Source organism: Pseudomonas sp. FG-3G, assembly GCF_901007645.1.
Taxonomy (GTDB): domain Bacteria; phylum Pseudomonadota; class Gammaproteobacteria; order Pseudomonadales; family Pseudomonadaceae; genus Aquipseudomonas; species Aquipseudomonas rhizophila.
Map to the genome: position 1 here is coordinate 1 of NZ_CAAKGZ010000034.1, position 16,121 is coordinate 16,121.

Consider the following 16,121-nt stretch of genomic DNA (forward strand, 5'->3'; position numbering starts at 1 on the left):
GGCTCGCTCCCACACTGATTTCGGTTGGGCGCAAGATCCAGTCACACCGCCAATCCCCTGTGGGAGCGAGCCTGCTCGCGATGGCGGCGGCACGGTTGGCGGTGAGGTCGGCTGAGATCAGATCTTGAAGCTGTCCACCAACTGCTTCAGCCGATTGGCCTGTTGCGACAGGGCATCGCAATCCTTCAGGGTTTCATTGAGGTTGGCGACGCTTTGCTGGTTCAGCAGGTTGATGTGGCTGACATCCATGTTGAGGGTTTCCACCACGGCGGTCTGTTCTTCGGTGGCCGCAGCCACCGACTGGTTCATGCCGTCGATTTCACCGATGCGCTGCGTCACGCTGACCAGCCGCAGACCCGCCTGGTTGGCCACTTCCACGCTTTCTTCGCTGGAAAGCTGGCTGGCGTTCATCGTCGTCACCGCTTCACGGGAACCGACCTGGAGCGAGGTGATCATCTTGTGGATTTCTTCCGCCGACTCCTGGGTGCGGTGCGCCAGGTTGCGCACTTCATCGGCCACCACCGCAAACCCGCGCCCGGCTTCACCGGCACGGGCCGCTTCAATGGCAGCGTTCAGCGCCAGCAGGTTGGTTTGCTGAGAGATGCCCTTGATCACGTCCAGGATGTGCCCGATGTTGTCGGTGCTGGCGTTCAGGGTTTCGATCTGGGTGCACGAGAGGCTGATCTTCTGTGACAGCTCGGTCATGGCCTGGATGGTTTTTTCCACCACCTGGCGTCCGTCATCGGCTTGCTCGCTGGCACCACTGGCCTGTTGCGAGGCGTCGGCGGCATTGCGGGCGATTTCCTGGGTCGCGGCGCCCAACTGATTGATGGCCGCTGCCACGCTGTTGGTGCGGGCGCTCTGTTCGTCGGAGCCAACGAGCGAGGCATTGGACGAAGTCATCACCCGCTGCGACAGGTCATGCACTTGTCGAGTGGCGGAAGACACCTCCGAGATCGACGCGTGAATCCGCTCCACGAATTGGTTGAACGAGCTGCCCAGCTCACCGAACTCATCCTTGCCCTGTACCACCAGACGCCGGGTCAGGTCGCCTTCACCTTGGGCGATGTCCTGCATGGCGCGCCCCATGGTGGTCAATGGACGCATCAACACCTGGATCAACAGGCTCAGCAGCAACGCAATGGCCGCCACCGCCACAAACATCGCAATCAGCGCCGAGGTACGGAAATGGCTCAGCGGCGCGTAGGCCTTGTCTTTGTCGATCGATAGACCGATGTACCACTGGGTATTCGGCAGGCCTGCGACGGGGGTAAACGAAAGAATGCGATCCTGCCCATTGAGCTCAACCTCCTGGATACCTTTCTCGATGCGCACTGGCGTACCGGGGTAGATGTCCTTGAGGTTCTTCATCACCTGATCCTTGTCCGGGCTGACGATGACCTGACCGTCGCCGCTGACCAGAAACCCATGGCCGATGCCGCCGAAATCCACGGAGTTGATGATTTTCACCAGGGTTTCCAGGCTCAGGTCGCCCCCCACCACACCGAGCAGCTCACCGTTGTGCTTCACCGGCAGGGCGATGGTCACCACCAGGCCACCGACCGCTGCCAGGTAGGGCGGGGTCAGCATGGTTTGATCGATGGTGACTGCCTGTTTGTACCAGGGGCGCTGGCGCGGGTCGTAGCCGTCGGGCATTTTTGCGTCAGGGCGCTGGGTGAAGACGCCGTTGGCCTGACCCACGTAGGTGAACTGGAAATTCGACGTCAGCGCCGGCTGATCCACCAGCCCCGGCAGATCGGCACCCGCGCCCTGGTGCGCAATATTCTGCGCCAGGTTTTCCAGCACCAGCACCCGGCCGCTCATCCAGTTCTGGACGCTGCTGGCCGTCAGGTCGCCGGACTGCTGGATGGAGGATTCGAGACTGCTGCCAATGGTTTTTCGTTGCAGGTAGTCGTTGTAGAGCGTGAACAGGGCAAAAGCCAGAACGACCACACCAGAGGCGGCCAGAAGGATTTTATGGCTGAACTTCAGATTCATCGACAGGCTTCTTATGCAGGGAGTGGGGGTGCATTCCGGTTGCAGCATTCATGTCACAGCGCGGGCGGACTTGTGATCTGCTCCACTTTGGTGCACGCATATAACGCTGTCGGCAAAAGTTAAAAAAATATGAGCCCTTTAAACAAATGGGCGACGGAAGGACACGGTGCGTCGAACGGTGGTTGCAAATTCACTGACCCCTGATGACAATGCGACCTATTATCATTTGCGACATCCAGGCCTTCGCGTTCATGTCATCTCCCGAGTTTGCAGTACAGACGCTCTACAGCAACCATCACGGCTGGCTTCACACATGGCTGCGCAGCCGCTTGGGCAATGCTGCCGACGCAGCGGACCTGGCCCAGGACACCTTCGTGCGCCTGCTGCAACGCACCGAACGCCTGGAGCTCAAGTCGCCCCGCGCCTTTCTACGCACCATCGCCCAAGGCCTGGTGATCGATCATTGGCGCCGGGAAGAAATCGAACGCGCTTACCTGGAATCCATCGCCCACCTGCCACCCGCCCAAGCCCCCGACACCGAAGCCCAGGCCTTGATCCTGGAGCTGCTGGAAGCCATCGCCAGAATGCTCGAGGGCCTTAAGCCGAAAGTGCGCAGGGCATTTCTGCTGGCCCAGTGCGAAGGCCTGACGTACAAGCAGATTGCCGAGCAGATGGGCATTTCCTTGCGCTCGGTGGAACGATACGTCGCCGATGCGCTGTATCACTGCTATGTGTTGCGCTATGAAAGCTGAGCCTGTGGATAACGTGTTGAATCGACGCAGCGGCCCATCCCAACAGGTAGTCAGGCAAGCGATCAACTGGCTGCTGCGCCTGCGCAACCATGCTGCCAATCCGGCCTTGCGCCAACAATGCGAAGTCTGGCGCGCCGCCCATCACGAACACGAATTGGCCTGGCAGCGGGTGCAAGCGCTGCACAGTGAGTTGACCTCGAACCTGCGGGCGGTCCCCGGCGCCCACGTCGCTCTCGACACCCTGGAAAACAGCGCCCAGCGACTCGGTCGGCGCCAGGCCTTGAAACTGTTGTCGGGGGTGGCGCTGCTAGGCTCCGCCGCGTGGCTGGGCAAGGACCTGGGCTGGCAGCCGTGGAGCGCGGATTTCGCCACGGCCACCGGCGAACATCGAGGTTTCCAGTTGCCCGACGGTACGCGGCTTGAACTGAACACTGACAGCGCCGCCGACCTGGACTACACGACCGAGCATCGCCTGATCAGCCTGACGCGAGGTGAAATCATGCTCACCTGCGGACGCGATCCCGCGCGGCCGCTGCTGGTGCGCAGCCGACATGGCCTGTTCGAAGGGCTGGACGGGCGCTTCGTGGTACGGCAGGACAATGCCTGCACACGCCTGAGCGTCACCCGTGGCAGGGTCGCGATCCTTTCACACCGTGGCGCCGATGGTGCCCCGCTACAGGTGAGCGCCGGGCAGAGCTATCTGCTCAGCTCATCGACAGCGACCATGGCGCCGCCGCTGGATATGGACATCGGTGCCTGGGCGGAGGGTTTGCTCGTGACACGCAACATGCGTCTGGAGGACTTCCTCAACGAGGTAGGACGTTACCGCCAGGGCTATCTGAAATGCGCCGCGTCGATTGCGGACCTGCGCTTGTCAGGCGTTTTCCGCCTGGAAGACACCGACAGGTTGCTGGCCGTCCTGCCGCGCACGCTCCCCGTTCAATTACGCTATCGAACTCGTTGGTGGGTCACGGTGCAGGAATCGGTCTGATTTTTTTTGGCGGGTTTTGCGCACAAGTCCGGCTAGGACAGTAAGCAACGCTTATCTGCCCTTAGCGACTCCAACGGAAACCCACAATGACTGAGCGCGTAAACCTCAACACCCCCTTTGGCTGCTCCTCGCAAACAGGCCTGTTGCGCCATGCCATCCGTGCTGCACTGTTCTGCACGGTGTTGAGTGCGGGCGCCGTGCCAATGTTCGCCGTCGCGGCGCAAGACGGTGTCACCACCGCGCGCCAGAGCTACAACATTGCCGCCGGCCCCCTGAGCGATGTGCTGAACCAGTTCGCTCGTCAGGCCGGCATCACCCTGGCAAGCACTCCGCAGCAGACGAGCGGTATCCAGTCCCCGGGACTGCACGGCGAGTATTCGACGGACCAGGCCCTGAGCCATCTGCTCAGCGCTTCAGGCCTGACCGCCGTCAGCCCGGATGGCAGCAGCTATGTGCTGCAAGCCGAGGCCTCGGGCGGCACGTTGGCGCTGCCGACCACCGACATCAAGGGGTTTGCCCTGGGTAACGCGTTGGGCAGCATGGCGGGCTACAACGCCACCCACAGCCAGGTCGCCACCAAGACCAGTACCGCCCTGCGGGAAACCTCGCAAAGCGTCTCCGTGGTCACCCGCGAGCAAATGGACGACCAAGGCGCGCAAACCGTCTCCCAGGCCATGCGCTACACCCCAGGGGTATTGACCAACCCCTACGGCGCGACCCATCGCTACGACTACGTGGCGATGCGCGGCTTCAACGATGGCTCGGTGGACAACATCTACCTCGACGGCCTCAAGTCCATGGGCGACAGCGGCACCTACAGTTCCATGCAAGTCGACCCGTACTTCCTTGAGCGGGTCGACATTCTCAAAGGCCCGTCCTCGGTGCTCTACGGTCGCAGCTCGCCCGGCGGCCTGGTGGCACTCACCAGCAAGAAACCGCTGTACGAGGCCTATCACCAAATCCAGGCCACGGTCGGCACCCAGGGCCAACGCGGCATGGGCTTCGACTTTACCGGGCAGGTGGATGATGACAAACGCATCGCCTATCGCCTGGTGGGGCTGGCGGATACGTCCGACACGCAGTTCGACCACACCAAGGAAAAGCGCTTTGCCCTCGCCCCCACGGTGAGCATCGACTTTACCGAAGACACGTCGCTGACGCTTCAGGCCTACCTGCAGCACGACCCCGACGGTGGTTATCACGGCGGCATGCCGGCCGACGGCGCCTTGCATCAGCGCAACGGCAAGCGTATCTCGGAAAATTTCTTCGAAGGCGAGCCGGGCGTCGATGGCTATGAACGTGATCAGCAGTCGTTCGGCTACCAGTTCGAACACCGTTTCAACGATGTCTTCACCGCCCGGCAGAACTTCCGTTACCTGGACTCCCAAGTCACCAATGATCAGGTCTACGCCTACGGCTGGACCACGCCGACCAGCAACGAGCTGAACCGCTACTACACCGGTGCCGAAGAAAAACTGCATTCGTTCATCGTCGACAACATGCTGCAGGCTGAATTTTTCAGCGGGGCGACCAAGCACACCGTGCTGATGGGCGCTGACTATCAGCGGCGCAAGACCGTGGTGGATTGGACCAGCGGCAGCCTGGCCCCGATCAACGCCTTCGACCCGGTCTATGGCAACTCGGCTATCACCTACTTCAGCCCCACCAGCTACCTGCGGCGCCTGGAACAGACCGGTGTCTACCTGCAAGACCTGATCGAGATGGATAAATGGCGTTTCTCCCTGGGCCTGCGTCAGGACTGGGTGAAAACCTCGGATGAAAACCGCATCGCTGAGTTCGGCCGCCCGGAAGGCACCGAGATCAACGACAAACGCAGCAAGCTCACAGGCCGCGCCGGGGCGCTGTACCTGTTCGACAACGGCCTGGCGCCGTACGTCAGCTACTCCGAGTCGTTCAACCCCAACTCCTACGCCGACAGCGCCGGCAACCCGCTGTCGCCGACCGATGGCAAGCAATGGGAACTGGGCCTGAAGTATCAGCCACCGGGTACGGATGACCTTTACACCGCCTCGCTGTTCCGTATCGACCAGGAGAACCTGGCGACCAAACTACCCCAGGAAAACTTCTACCGCGCCGTCGGTGCCGTTCGCTCCCAGGGCCTGGAACTGGAAGCGCACCTGCAACTGACCGAGCAGTTCAAAGTGCTGGGCAGCTACACCTTCACCGATATCGAATATTCGAAATCGATGATCAGCACGTTGAGCACCGCCACCGACATCATCGAAAACAAAGGCAACTCACCGACCCAGGCCCCACGCCACATGGCTTCGGTGTGGGCGGACTACAAGTTCGACAGCGGCGCGCTCGATGGCCTGCGACTGGGCGGTGGCGTACGTTATGTCGGCTACAGCTGGGCCGATGCGGAAAACACCATGAAGGTGCCGTCCTATACGCTGTTCGATGCGTCGGTGGGGTATGACCTGGGCAAGGTCGGCTTGAAAGGTGTGGACGTGCGCCTGAACGCAAACAACCTGACCAACGAAACCTACGTCGCCTCCTGCGCCAGCTTGAGCTACTGCTACCTGGGCGAAGAACGCAACGTGGCGGCGACGGTGAGTTACCAGTTCTGACCCGTTCTCTTTGGTAACTCATTCTCTGTGGCGAGGGAGCTTGCTCCCGCTGGACGCGAATCGGCCCTGGTTTTTTTGGGGCTGCTGCGCAACCCAGCGGGAGCAAGCTCCCTCGCCACAAGGTTCGGCTTTACTTCTCGAACCTGTTTGCGTCAAACCCGCACCGCATCCCCTTCCTCCCGCACCACACCCTCTTCCCGCACAAACCGGTTCGCCCGCCCAAACGTGCCGAAATCATTGAACCGCACGCCCATCTCACGCATCACTTTGTGGGCCACCGGCACCGTCATCTGGCGGATGTAGAACGGCTCTTTGACCACGAAATGATGGACCCCGTGGCTACTGCCGAAGTTGAAGCAGAACGCCTGCAATGGCCACAGCCACCAGGGGTTGAGCACCTGGGTTTGCTGGATGACATTGCCCGGCTCGATGTCGCCGTAGTAATGCATGTTCGAGCTGATGAAATGCAGGCAAAAGGTGCGCAGCACGTTCGGGCCGATGATCACCACCGCTGCGATATCGATCACGTGCATCACTGCCAGCGTGGTTGCCGACCAATCAATCGACGTGCCAAGCAGATAGGCGACAGCGTTGGCCCCATGGAAACCGAGAAACACGTACCACGCGCCCCAGTGCAACAGCGCCAGCGGGAAATACACCTTCAGCGTGCGCTTGAGGATGCTGCGCTTGTGCGCCCAGGTCTTGGCCCGCAGCAGGCGAATGAAGGCCGACATCACGTTGTCGCCCACCATCAGCAAGCGCGCCAGCCCCCAGGGCTCGCCATTGGTAATGGCCCGCTCTTCCAGGTCGGCCTCGCTGCCGGACACTTTGTGATGATTGAGGTGCAAATGGCGGCGGATCCAGGGGTTGATGGTGCTGGGCCGCGCCAGCCAGACCAGGCCCATCATCAGGTTGTGGGGTACGCGCTGCTTGCGAAAATACATGCTGTGGATCAGGTCGTGTTCCAGCTCGTGGGTCAGTGAAGCGAAAAAAGCGTTGAGCAGCAGGCATGCCCAACCGGCCAGGTGACCGTTGATGTAGAGCAGCGCCGAACCGACCATCCCGGCCAGGGCGAACGCCAGGATGCCCGCGCCCAACGCATCCTGATGACGCAGGATCGGGTAGCGCTGGCGCAGTTCCTCGCCTCGGGCCAAGACCACCTGGCGAATATGGGCCGATCGCTGTTGTGCATTCAATCGCTCGGGGCTTGCGCAAGTGCCGTGCATGGCTTACATCCTCTTCTATCGATGTGCTCATCCTGCCGGGCGATGCCCCTTAGGGTGGTAGCCGTAAACGCCAACCTGTTGACCGCAAGCGCCAATCGCCATGACTGAACCCACCTCCCTCGCCAGTTGGACCCGCGCCCTGCGCAAACAGCTTGATGCGTTGGGCCTGGACAGCCATGCCCTGTGCCTGGAGGCCGGGCTCGATCCGCAGTTGATGGACGACCCGAATGCCCGTTATCCGCTCTCGGCCACCACGCGTCTGTGGGAACTGGCCGTGCAGGCCAGCGGTGATCCGGCGATCGGCCTGCGGGTTTCGCGCTTCGTCAGTCCCACCACGTTCCACGCTCTGGGTTATGCCCTGGTGGCCAGCGGCAGTTTGCGAGAAGTGTTTGAGCGAATCGTGCGTTACCACCCGGTGGTCAGCGATGCGTTGATGCTGCAACTGAGCCGCTGCGAAGACCGATACCGCTTCACGCTCGACGTGCCCCAGGGCCGGGCGACGCCGGCCTTTGAAGCCATCGATGCGTTCGCCGCGATTTACGTGCGCACGTGTCGCAACCGACTGGGCCGCGATTACGCGCCGCTGGCGGTGTACTTGCGGCGCCCGGAACCGACGGACCCCGGCCCCTGGCATAAAGTGTTCCGTTCACCTGTGTATTTCGGCGCCGAGCAAGATTGCCTGGAATTCAACCTCGTCGATTTCGACAGCCACCTGGACGACGCCAACCCGGAGCTGGCTGAACACAACGAGACGGTACTCAAGCGCACCCTCGCCCAGCTCCAGCCGCTGACCTGGGAGCGCAAGGTGCGAGCCGCTATCGAGGCCCAACTGCCCGAAGGCGAACCCAGCGCCGAGCGTATCGCCCAGGCCATGCACCTGAGCCTGCGCAGCCTGCAACGGCATTTGGCCGATGAAGGCTGCCGCTTCGACACGCTGCTTAACGAATGTCGGGAAAACCTGGCACTGCTGCACCTGCGCGACCCACAGTGCTCACTGAGTGAAGTCGGTTATCTCCTGGGTTTTGCCGATGCCAGCAGCTTCAGCCGGGCGTTCAAGCGCTGGACCGGAATGACCCCGGGGCAGTTTCGGGACGGGTTGCGCTAGGGGTTTGCGTTGGCTGGGCCGGCCCTATCGCGAGCAGGCTCGCTCCCACATTTGATCTGTGGCATACACAAATCCCTGTTCGAGAAGGCGATGGGTCAGTCGATGCCGGGCTTGAGGCTGCGAGCGAGCCCAGCCGTCCATACTTCGATCATTGCTTCGCCGGTCGCCCTGAACTGTTGATTAGCGCCCATATAACGGCGCATCTCGGCCATGGCAAGGTCCATCCCATGAATGACCTGCTCTATCAGTTCCTTGCAACGCTTTTCGGTCAGGTTGCAGGCCGATCGACCGAATTGCATGAGCATCTTGTGTTTGGGCCAGGCTTTTGAGCCGCCCAGCAACAGCGCCATGTTGTCGTTGCGGATATACACCGCAGTGGTGACGATGTCATAGGCTGGCGCGAGCCGGATGGTCGCATCAACGCCGCAATGCCCATACAGCACACCGAAATTTTTCAGATGCGCGTCGCCATTTTTCAGGCCCGCCGAGAGGGCAACGATTTTGAACAGAGACTCCAGTGCCTGATTGAGCAAGTGCGGCGAGACAAATGCCTTGATCTGTCGAGCCGCCCCTTCATAGGAACCGTCATATTTGGTCCTGGACGGAGAGCCGTTGAGTACACAGAAGTCCTCAAAGCCCAGATACTCCCCGGTATCCGCCATATCAAAGCGTTTGATGATTAGAAATTTGCCGCGCTCACTCAGCTCGAACTCCGGTACCTCAAGCCCCGCGTGCAGCGCAGCTCGCATGCAAAAAAATTCATTCGCCGCCAGTTCCGGAAATTCGTCAGCCCGAAATGCCTTGATCAAATGCGTGGCGCCCCGGTGGGTCAAGCGATCAACTGTCGATGCACTGTCACGTACCAGCACCTTGGGTTGTACCCCGGAAACCCCCGAATACTGTCCATAGGTGTGCAGTAAATCGTCGAACAAACCTTCAGCCCCGTCGTGCACCAGCAAATCCGCCAGGCTGGTTTCGGGTGGTACAGCTTCTGCCCGCAAAGGACCGATGCCAACGCGCCCCAATTGATGAGGCCCCACAATGGCAAGCATGGCGAAGTCGTCAAATCCGCGCACCGCCTTGCTGAAGCGACGAACCAACTCATCACGCAAAGCACCTTCCGGCAAGTTCATTTCAAAGATCGGCAGGACCCCTGATTCCCAGGTGTAGCTTTCAAGACGCACGGGCATGGTCAACGAGACAGACTGCTCCTCACTCGTGGTTGCGGCATAAGTAAATACGGAGTTACTGCGCTGTTGGCCTCGTCCCAGAATGCCAACAGGCGTTTCGCCGACGCAGACCTGCAACCTGTCCAGACCTTGCTCGTCAGCCATGGAAAGAGTCCTTTTTCAGGGAGTCGAGCGTAGGACGCTTCGGTGGACGGGCAACAGCTGTCAGCTCATAACCGAAGCCATTGAGGATCGCTTCGACCTTGCGGATCCCGACTTCAGCAATCGTATTGTTTTCGATGCCCGAGATCGTGGCACGGCTCATGCCGTATTGCGCGGCCAATGCATGTTGAGAGAGGTTATGTTCCTTGCGCAGTCTCCTGAGCAATGGGCCAAGGGTTTCCATCATTGTCTCCGCATTGTATACAGTGCAATATTGTCATAAACACATAATTTGCACTGCATTTAATTCAAATACAACACCAGCGTAGCCTATTCACATATCCTGTGGAGGCTTCAGGTCGGCTTCAGATTGTGGTCAACGCCCGAAGCCGCTCGATATCCAGGATTTCAATCTCACCATAAGCCAACTGCACAATGCCCTGGGCCTGAAGGTCCTTGAGGATCTGGTTGGTGGTCTGGCGCGACAGTGAGAGCATGAGCGCCAGTTGCTCCTGGGGCAGTTGCAAGACCCGTCGCGCCGGTTCGATTTCGCCGTAGCCTTCGGCGATCATCAGCAGGCGATTGGCAACACGTACCGGGGCGGGCATCAGGCTCAGGTGTTCGAGATTGATGAAGGTCAGGCGCAGTTTGTGGCTCATCAGCCGCGCAATATCTCGCCAATAGACCGGATGTTCTTGCAGAAACGCCATCAACGGCGCCTGAGGCAAGTGCAGCAAGGTGCACTGGCCCACGCTCACCGCGTCATGGGTGCGCGGCTGGCCATCGAACAGGCAGATTTCACCAAACCAGTGGGGCGCTTCCACCACGCTGAGCAGCGCTTCCTTGCCCTGTTCGTTCACTGCGCCGATCCGTACCGCGCCCTCCAATACGGCGTACATCCCGCAGGGCGGGTCACCGCGCTGGAACAACCGATGCCCCGGCACCAGTCGGCGCACCCGCGACATGCCCAACAGACTATTCTGTAACTCAGCGGGCAAGTGGCTGTACCAGTGACCGGCCAACAGGTGCGAGTGCCAGGGATGCGTATTCATGAAAACTCCGGGACAAGTGTCGGCTAGCTGACAGAACACCTCGTGGGGCCCGGGCATCATGCAGGCATCACCTCAGGAGGAACAACAATGAAAAGCCTCGTTGATCATCTCAGTCAATACGCCGCCTACCACCGCGATCCACGCAACATCGCCACGCACTTCATCGGTATTCCGCTGATTTTCGTCGCCGTCGCCGTACTGCTGTCACGGCCGGGTTGGCCGGTGGGCGTGCTCCTGGTGTCGCCGGCGTTGCTGATAGCGGTAGCCAGTGCCTGGTTCTATCTGCGCCTTGAGTTGCGCCTGGGGGTGCTGATGACGGTACTGCTGGCCCTGGCGCTATGGCTGGGCCAGGTGCTCGCCGCGCAAAGCACCTTGGTATGGCTGGGCAGTGGCTTGGGGATGTTCGTGGTGGGCTGGGTGATCCAGTTCGTCGGTCACTATTGCGAAGGCCGTAAACCGGCGTTCGTCGATGACCTCACCGGGTTGATTGTCGGGCCGCTGTTCGTGGTGGTGGAGGCGGGCTTCCTGCTGGGGCTTCGTAGCGAACTGAAGCGGGCCATTGAAGAACGCGCCGGGCCCGTGGCCTTGCGTCACCAACGCTCGGCCGTCTGAATCTGTGGGAGCAAGGCCTGCTCCCACAAGAGTCAGGCCTTACCGCTCAAGTTACAGCGCACCAAACTCGACCCGTATCGTCAGCGCGCCGGTGTTATCTTTCAAACCAGACCCATGTTGCCCGGTCAGGTCATCGTTGATGCACAGTTGCAGTTCCCCTTGCTGGTCGCCCGGAACCTGCGCCAGATCCCCCACCAGGAACGGCGTTCCATCGTTGCCCACACGACCGATCAAGGCGCCTTCGGCGGCACCGGGCAAGGCATAGCTGCTGTAGTCGATGTGCCGCGAACCGCCCTTTCCATCGACATTGCCGCCCTGCGGGCTGGCACACCATAACCCACTGACGTAGCGAACCACGCGCGGTATCAACCCGTTGATCTGCACTCCAGTGCCCTGCCAGGCGATGTTGGATTGGACCTGCATGGTCACCGCCTTCAGGTCGTTGGCCACGGTGTCCCCGGCCTGGAACGACAGCGCCGCAATCGTCAGGCTCGGGTTCGAGGTGCCCGTGCTGGGGAACACGCCATCGCCCACCAGGAACAGGTTCTTGTGGTCCCAACTGCGCTGGTATTTGTCCACCACCGACTTGGCTGGATCATCGCCCATGCGATAGGTCCCCATCAGGTGTCCGGCGCCCTGGAAGCTGTAATCTTCGCCTTTGTAGTTGAAGGTCCCTTTGCCAATGGGTGCTGTCAGTTCCACGGCGCCGAGCAGGTCCTTGATGATGTGGCTCGCCAGTATCTTCGCCTGCCTGAAACCTTCCTTGGTGTAATCGGACAGGTCGTAGTGGATTTCCGGCCGAAGAATGCCGAGCCCGTCCTTGTAGTTATCCGTCGAGGGCACGATGTAGCTGTTGGACTGGTCGGGATGGTCTTCCACCTGTTCCACCAGGAAGCCGATCCGAAACTGGCGGATGAACAGTTCGTTGAGTTTTTTGATCAGTGCCGTGCCGTAAAGCGCTTCAGTGGGCGGCGCCGGTGTCTCTTTCGCCGGCAATGGATTGGTGCGACTTATGTTCTTCCCGTCGATAAAATCGGCCACGGTGACGTAAGGATCGCCAACCGGCCAGTTCCAGCCTTCATTGCCGATTTCGATGCGCCATGCCGCTCGCTGGCTGCGGAAGGCACCGTCACGCAGGCTCTCGATGCCCGCCGTGGACACCGGGCCACGATATGGGAAAACCGTCTTGCCTTCCGGCATCAGCCCCCACGCCAGGTAAATCGGATGGTCGGACAGGCTGCGTCCCACCTGCCCGCTGCTGTTGGCCACACCTTTGGGCCAGTCCGGGGTCTTGGAGTTGAGCAACAATTTAGGGGTTTCGATGGCATGGGCCGCGATCACGTAACGCTGCCCGATGGCCACACCGTTTCCCGTCTTCGGTCCCTCGCCAAGCTGATATTGAATGAATTCGATGCCATTGATGTTCTTGTCCGGGCCCACGGTCACTTTGCTGGCCACGGTCCGGTACATGACCCGGACGTTGCCGGTGGCCCGGGCCTTGTTCATGGTCACCGTGGCGTCGTACTTGGCCTGGATCGGGCAGATCGGCGTGCAGTTGGTATTGCCGGCACACACCCGGCGCCCGGCGTAGGGCTGGGAATTGCGCCCCGCCGGGGTCGGACTGACCACCAGCGGCAAGCCGTCGAACGTCTGCCCGGTCACGGCGCTGACAAAACTGCCGTCAACCAGTGACAGCGGAATGCTGTGCATCGGGAATGAATAGCCCTCGGGAAAGGTCATGCCCAGATAAGCCTGGTCGGCGACATTGGCCGACACACCGATTTCCGCCTCGGCCCGGCAATAGGCACTTTGCAGATCGTCGTAGCCGATCGGCCAGTCCACCCCGACGCCGTATTTGCTCTTCAGACGAAAATCGTTCGGCACCATGCGCAGGCACGTCCCGACCCAATGCCAGGTCGTCCCGCCGCCCACCCGTTCATAGGTGCTGTTGAAGGGCAACGGGCCTTTCTGCACCAGGTAACTGATTTCCGGTTTGTCCCAACCCAGGATCAGATCGGCGATGGTTGCCCGCGGGGCATTTTCCTTGGTCGGGTCGCGCGGTGTGTCCAGGGTCGATACCGGAGGATAGGGCGACTCCGGGGTTTTCAGGGTCGCCGTGTAGAAGCGCTCCAGATACTGCGTACGATTGGCCGGGATCTCCGGGCCCGATTCGAGCACCAGCACATCCACGCCAGCCATGCCCAACTGATAAGCGATGATGCTGCCGGCCAGCCCCGCACCAACGATGACCACCTCTGCTTGTTCGGTACTCATGACGAAGCTCCTTGCTGCGCGTTGGCAGCTACTCCGGTGTAATCCTCAAGGCTGGGCGGCGTCGTGTTCCAGTAGCCGAAGAACATCTCGCTGTAGCCCATAGGGTGAGCCTGGGCGGCTTTCCAGGCCCATCCATTGATATAAGCCTGGTCGGACACCACCGTCTGCTCATCCTTTTTGAAACTCGCCGCGTCATAGGGTTGGTACCAGACGCCCAGCAACCACAGCTTCATGATCGAACGCGCGGCTTTGGCGGTCTGCGTGTCGGCCGGTAGCGCTCCGTCCATCAATACCGCTTGGGCGATCTGATCCGGGGATTGATTGTCCCCCGCCAGGTTGGCGTATTGAGTCAGCAATGTACTGAGCACATCAGGCGTGATTCTTGGCGTGATGAATTCAAGAAACAGCGGAGGCAAACCCACCTGGTCGATCGCCGGTGCCAATCGCTCAGTGGAAATGCCAGTCAGGACCGATGAAAGGCCTACGAAATTTTCCAGTTCACTGCTCATGCTTGACTCCTTGTCCAGTCGTGGACTGCGCGCGTTCGAGCAAATAGGTGAAATCCGCGAAGCTGGTGCGCGGCGATTCGGTGACATGGGTTGCCGCATTGCCATGACACGCCATGCAACTGGAGGACGCTTGGGGCACGGTGCCCTGGATGTAGGTTTCCAGTGTGGCGTTGGCCAGGAACAACGGGGCAGGATTGCCCAGCGGGTTGGCGGCTGATATCTGACAGTTGGGCTGTGGTGCCGACGGCCACTGGGTACTGATCAATTGATAGTTCGCCCAGACGCTCTGTGGGTTGACCGTACGCAACAGCGCTTGATAGGTGGCGTTCAGGGTTTTGGTGGCTTCGGTCAGCGGTATCTCACGCACGATCTGCGAGGGGGTTGCCTTGACCGCCGGGTTCCATGGCCGGGGCGGCGGCTGGTTGATATCGCTTTGGCTGGCAGCGTTGTAGAACAGATAAGGTCCCACCCGTTGGGCCGGGGGGGTGGTCTGTTCGGGTACGTTTTTTACATGTTCAAAGGTCGACCAGACCCACTGCGCGGCGCTGTCGGTCTTGTGAACGATGTGCAGTCCCACCAACCCCACCGGTTCGGACTTGCACGACTCCCCGACAATGGGTCCTTTGCTCGGGTCGCTGTTTCCCGGTGTATAGACCAGCGCATCGACGGTGTGAAAATCCTGCGGACGATCATTGGCGCCCAGCACTTTCCACGATGCTTTCACCATCAGCGCGCCGACGTCCTGTGTCTTGGCCGAGCCGCAACTGAAAGCCACGGCGTTGGTCGGGTTTGCGGCAAAAAACTTCTGCTGGCCTTCGATGCTGTACAGACCATTGTCGACAATGGAATTGAACATCGATCGGTTGACCACGATTTCGTTGCGCGTATAGGCCCCGTTCTGATCCACCAGCGGGCCGCTCTCGAAAGGCTGGATAAACTCATCCAGCACATCGGGCACCTTGCCCATCTGCTGCAACAGGCGCCCGGACTTGAGCGACTTGCACGCTTCGGGAATCGTCGCCGGCGCGTCCCAGGCCAACGGCGCCTGACCCTTGGCCCGGAAGATCTGGTAGCTCTCTTTCCAGCTTTCCCACACCGTGGCCCCATCCTGTTTGCCGATGGGAGTGCCGGTATTGGGATTGCCGTTGTCCAGCGCCGGCCAGTTCAAGGCAATGAAGGTCTGCCATGACAGGTCATCGAAATCGCGCTGAAGGCTGGCCAGCGTGGGATGTTCCTCGGCAACCGTGACATCGAAGGGTATCTGCGGTGACAACGAGGGGGTGGCGCTGACGGATGGGCTCAATAAAACGCTTAGCAAGGCACAGCCAAACGGGCCATGCCGACTGACTTCCATTCTCATGCTTTATCTCCTTGGCATCAGGGCGCCAGGGGATAACACCGGTCCGTCATTGGACTCTTACTGCCTCCTGGCAAGTCAGAGTCTAGGTAGGGTTTGGTTCAAGGCCAGGTGCAGAAGTAGAACCGATCGAAGCAAGGCCAAGCGGGGTTATTCGGATTCGGCTCGGGGTGTCAGTGAGGGCGCCATCGCGAGCAAGCTCGCTCCCACAGGAGACTGGGGCTGGGCCGCAGATGTTGTGGCCGACACCGCTCCCACAGGTTTTTTGGGTTGCCCACAGACTTGTGGTCAAGCCCATTCCACTGTGGGAGCGAGCCTGCTCG

13 protein-coding genes and 1 pseudogene are annotated in these 16,121 nt (G+C 60.5%); 5 read left to right on the forward strand and 9 right to left on the reverse strand.

All coding sequences use genetic code 11. The features are described 5' to 3' along the window. Positions 1 to 117: 117 nt before the first annotated feature. Together PSEUDOMOFG3G_RS28455 and PSEUDOMOFG3G_RS28460 are read right to left on the reverse strand one after the other, a co-directional pair. Complete coding sequence (locus tag PSEUDOMOFG3G_RS28455) at positions 118 to 903, reverse strand: methyl-accepting chemotaxis protein (protein ID WP_370695180.1); 786 nt, start codon at positions 901 to 903, stop codon at positions 118 to 120. Positions 904 to 1,020: 117 nt separating this feature from the next. Next, positions 1,021 to 2,046 (reverse strand): annotated as a pseudogene (locus PSEUDOMOFG3G_RS28460) (cache domain-containing protein); the annotation flags it as partial. A gap of 203 nt (positions 2,047 to 2,249) precedes the next feature. Between PSEUDOMOFG3G_RS28460 and PSEUDOMOFG3G_RS22090 the strand changes: the two are divergent. The 3 genes from PSEUDOMOFG3G_RS22090 (at position 2,250) to PSEUDOMOFG3G_RS22100 (ending at position 6,332) form a co-directional block, all read left to right on the forward strand. Then, positions 2,250 to 2,750 (forward strand): sigma-70 family RNA polymerase sigma factor, encoded by a 501-nt coding sequence (locus PSEUDOMOFG3G_RS22090; protein ID WP_047230328.1) that lies wholly within the window; start codon positions 2,250 to 2,252, stop codon positions 2,748 to 2,750. Then, positions 2,740 to 3,741 (forward strand): FecR domain-containing protein, encoded by a 1,002-nt coding sequence (locus PSEUDOMOFG3G_RS22095; protein ID WP_139048639.1) that lies wholly within the window; start codon positions 2,740 to 2,742, stop codon positions 3,739 to 3,741. Before PSEUDOMOFG3G_RS22090 ends, PSEUDOMOFG3G_RS22095 begins: the two co-directional genes overlap by 11 nt. A gap of 86 nt (positions 3,742 to 3,827) precedes the next feature. Beyond that, on the forward strand, positions 3,828 to 6,332 hold the full coding sequence (locus PSEUDOMOFG3G_RS22100) for a TonB-dependent siderophore receptor (protein WP_139048640.1): 2,505 nt from the start codon (positions 3,828 to 3,830) through the stop codon (positions 6,330 to 6,332). A 152-nt stretch (positions 6,333 to 6,484) separates the two neighbouring features. Here the strand turns inward: PSEUDOMOFG3G_RS22100 and PSEUDOMOFG3G_RS22105 are convergent, their stop codons facing one another. Next, the gene (locus PSEUDOMOFG3G_RS22105; protein ID WP_047230302.1) at positions 6,485 to 7,558 is read right to left on the reverse strand and encodes a fatty acid desaturase; all 1,074 of its coding nucleotides are present in this window, start codon (positions 7,556 to 7,558) and stop codon (positions 6,485 to 6,487) included. Positions 7,559 to 7,658: 100 nt separating this feature from the next. Here PSEUDOMOFG3G_RS22105 and PSEUDOMOFG3G_RS22110 point away from each other — a divergent pair, with 100 nt between their 5' ends. Next, complete coding sequence (locus PSEUDOMOFG3G_RS22110) at positions 7,659 to 8,663, forward strand: AraC family transcriptional regulator (protein WP_139048641.1); 1,005 nt, start codon at positions 7,659 to 7,661, stop codon at positions 8,661 to 8,663. A gap of 95 nt (positions 8,664 to 8,758) precedes the next feature. On the opposite strand, the gene PSEUDOMOFG3G_RS22115 is transcribed toward PSEUDOMOFG3G_RS22110, so the two are convergent. The 3 genes from PSEUDOMOFG3G_RS22115 to PSEUDOMOFG3G_RS22125 all read right to left on the reverse strand — a co-directional run bounded on the left by PSEUDOMOFG3G_RS22115 (position 8,759) and on the right by PSEUDOMOFG3G_RS22125 (position 11,046). Further along, positions 8,759 to 9,997 (reverse strand): type II toxin-antitoxin system HipA family toxin, encoded by a 1,239-nt coding sequence (locus PSEUDOMOFG3G_RS22115; protein WP_139048642.1) that lies wholly within the window; start codon positions 9,995 to 9,997, stop codon positions 8,759 to 8,761. Continuing rightward, a complete protein-coding gene (locus PSEUDOMOFG3G_RS22120; RefSeq protein WP_139048643.1) occupies positions 9,990 to 10,238 on the reverse strand; it encodes a helix-turn-helix domain-containing protein in 249 nt (82 codons plus the stop codon). Before PSEUDOMOFG3G_RS22120 ends, PSEUDOMOFG3G_RS22115 begins: the two co-directional genes overlap by 8 nt. A gap of 121 nt (positions 10,239 to 10,359) precedes the next feature. Further along, positions 10,360 to 11,046 (reverse strand): Crp/Fnr family transcriptional regulator, encoded by a 687-nt coding sequence (locus tag PSEUDOMOFG3G_RS22125; RefSeq protein ID WP_047230304.1) that lies wholly within the window; start codon positions 11,044 to 11,046, stop codon positions 10,360 to 10,362. Between the two features lie 87 nt (positions 11,047 to 11,133). Here PSEUDOMOFG3G_RS22125 and PSEUDOMOFG3G_RS22130 point away from each other — a divergent pair, with 87 nt between their 5' ends. Further along, positions 11,134 to 11,658 (forward strand): DUF962 domain-containing protein, encoded by a 525-nt coding sequence (locus PSEUDOMOFG3G_RS22130; RefSeq protein ID WP_139048644.1) that lies wholly within the window; start codon positions 11,134 to 11,136, stop codon positions 11,656 to 11,658. 51 nt (positions 11,659 to 11,709) lie between these two features. Here PSEUDOMOFG3G_RS22130 and PSEUDOMOFG3G_RS22135 read toward each other — a convergent pair whose 3' ends face one another. The 3 genes from PSEUDOMOFG3G_RS22135 to PSEUDOMOFG3G_RS22145 are packed head-to-tail and all read right to left on the reverse strand — an operon-like array spanning position 11,710 to position 15,801. Then, on the reverse strand, positions 11,710 to 13,932 hold the full coding sequence (locus tag PSEUDOMOFG3G_RS22135; RefSeq protein ID WP_139048645.1) for a GMC oxidoreductase: 2,223 nt from the start codon (positions 13,930 to 13,932) through the stop codon (positions 11,710 to 11,712). Continuing rightward, on the reverse strand, positions 13,929 to 14,441 hold the full coding sequence (locus tag PSEUDOMOFG3G_RS22140) for a sorbitol dehydrogenase (RefSeq protein ID WP_107321448.1): 513 nt from the start codon (positions 14,439 to 14,441) through the stop codon (positions 13,929 to 13,931). The genes PSEUDOMOFG3G_RS22135 and PSEUDOMOFG3G_RS22140 overlap by 4 nt, the downstream gene beginning before the upstream one ends. Then, positions 14,431 to 15,801: a cytochrome C gene (locus tag PSEUDOMOFG3G_RS22145; protein WP_139048646.1), complete on the reverse strand. Its 1,371-nt coding sequence runs from the start codon at positions 15,799 to 15,801 to the stop codon at positions 14,431 to 14,433. The genes PSEUDOMOFG3G_RS22140 and PSEUDOMOFG3G_RS22145 overlap by 11 nt, the downstream gene beginning before the upstream one ends. Between the last annotated feature and the right edge of the window lie 320 nt (positions 15,802 to 16,121).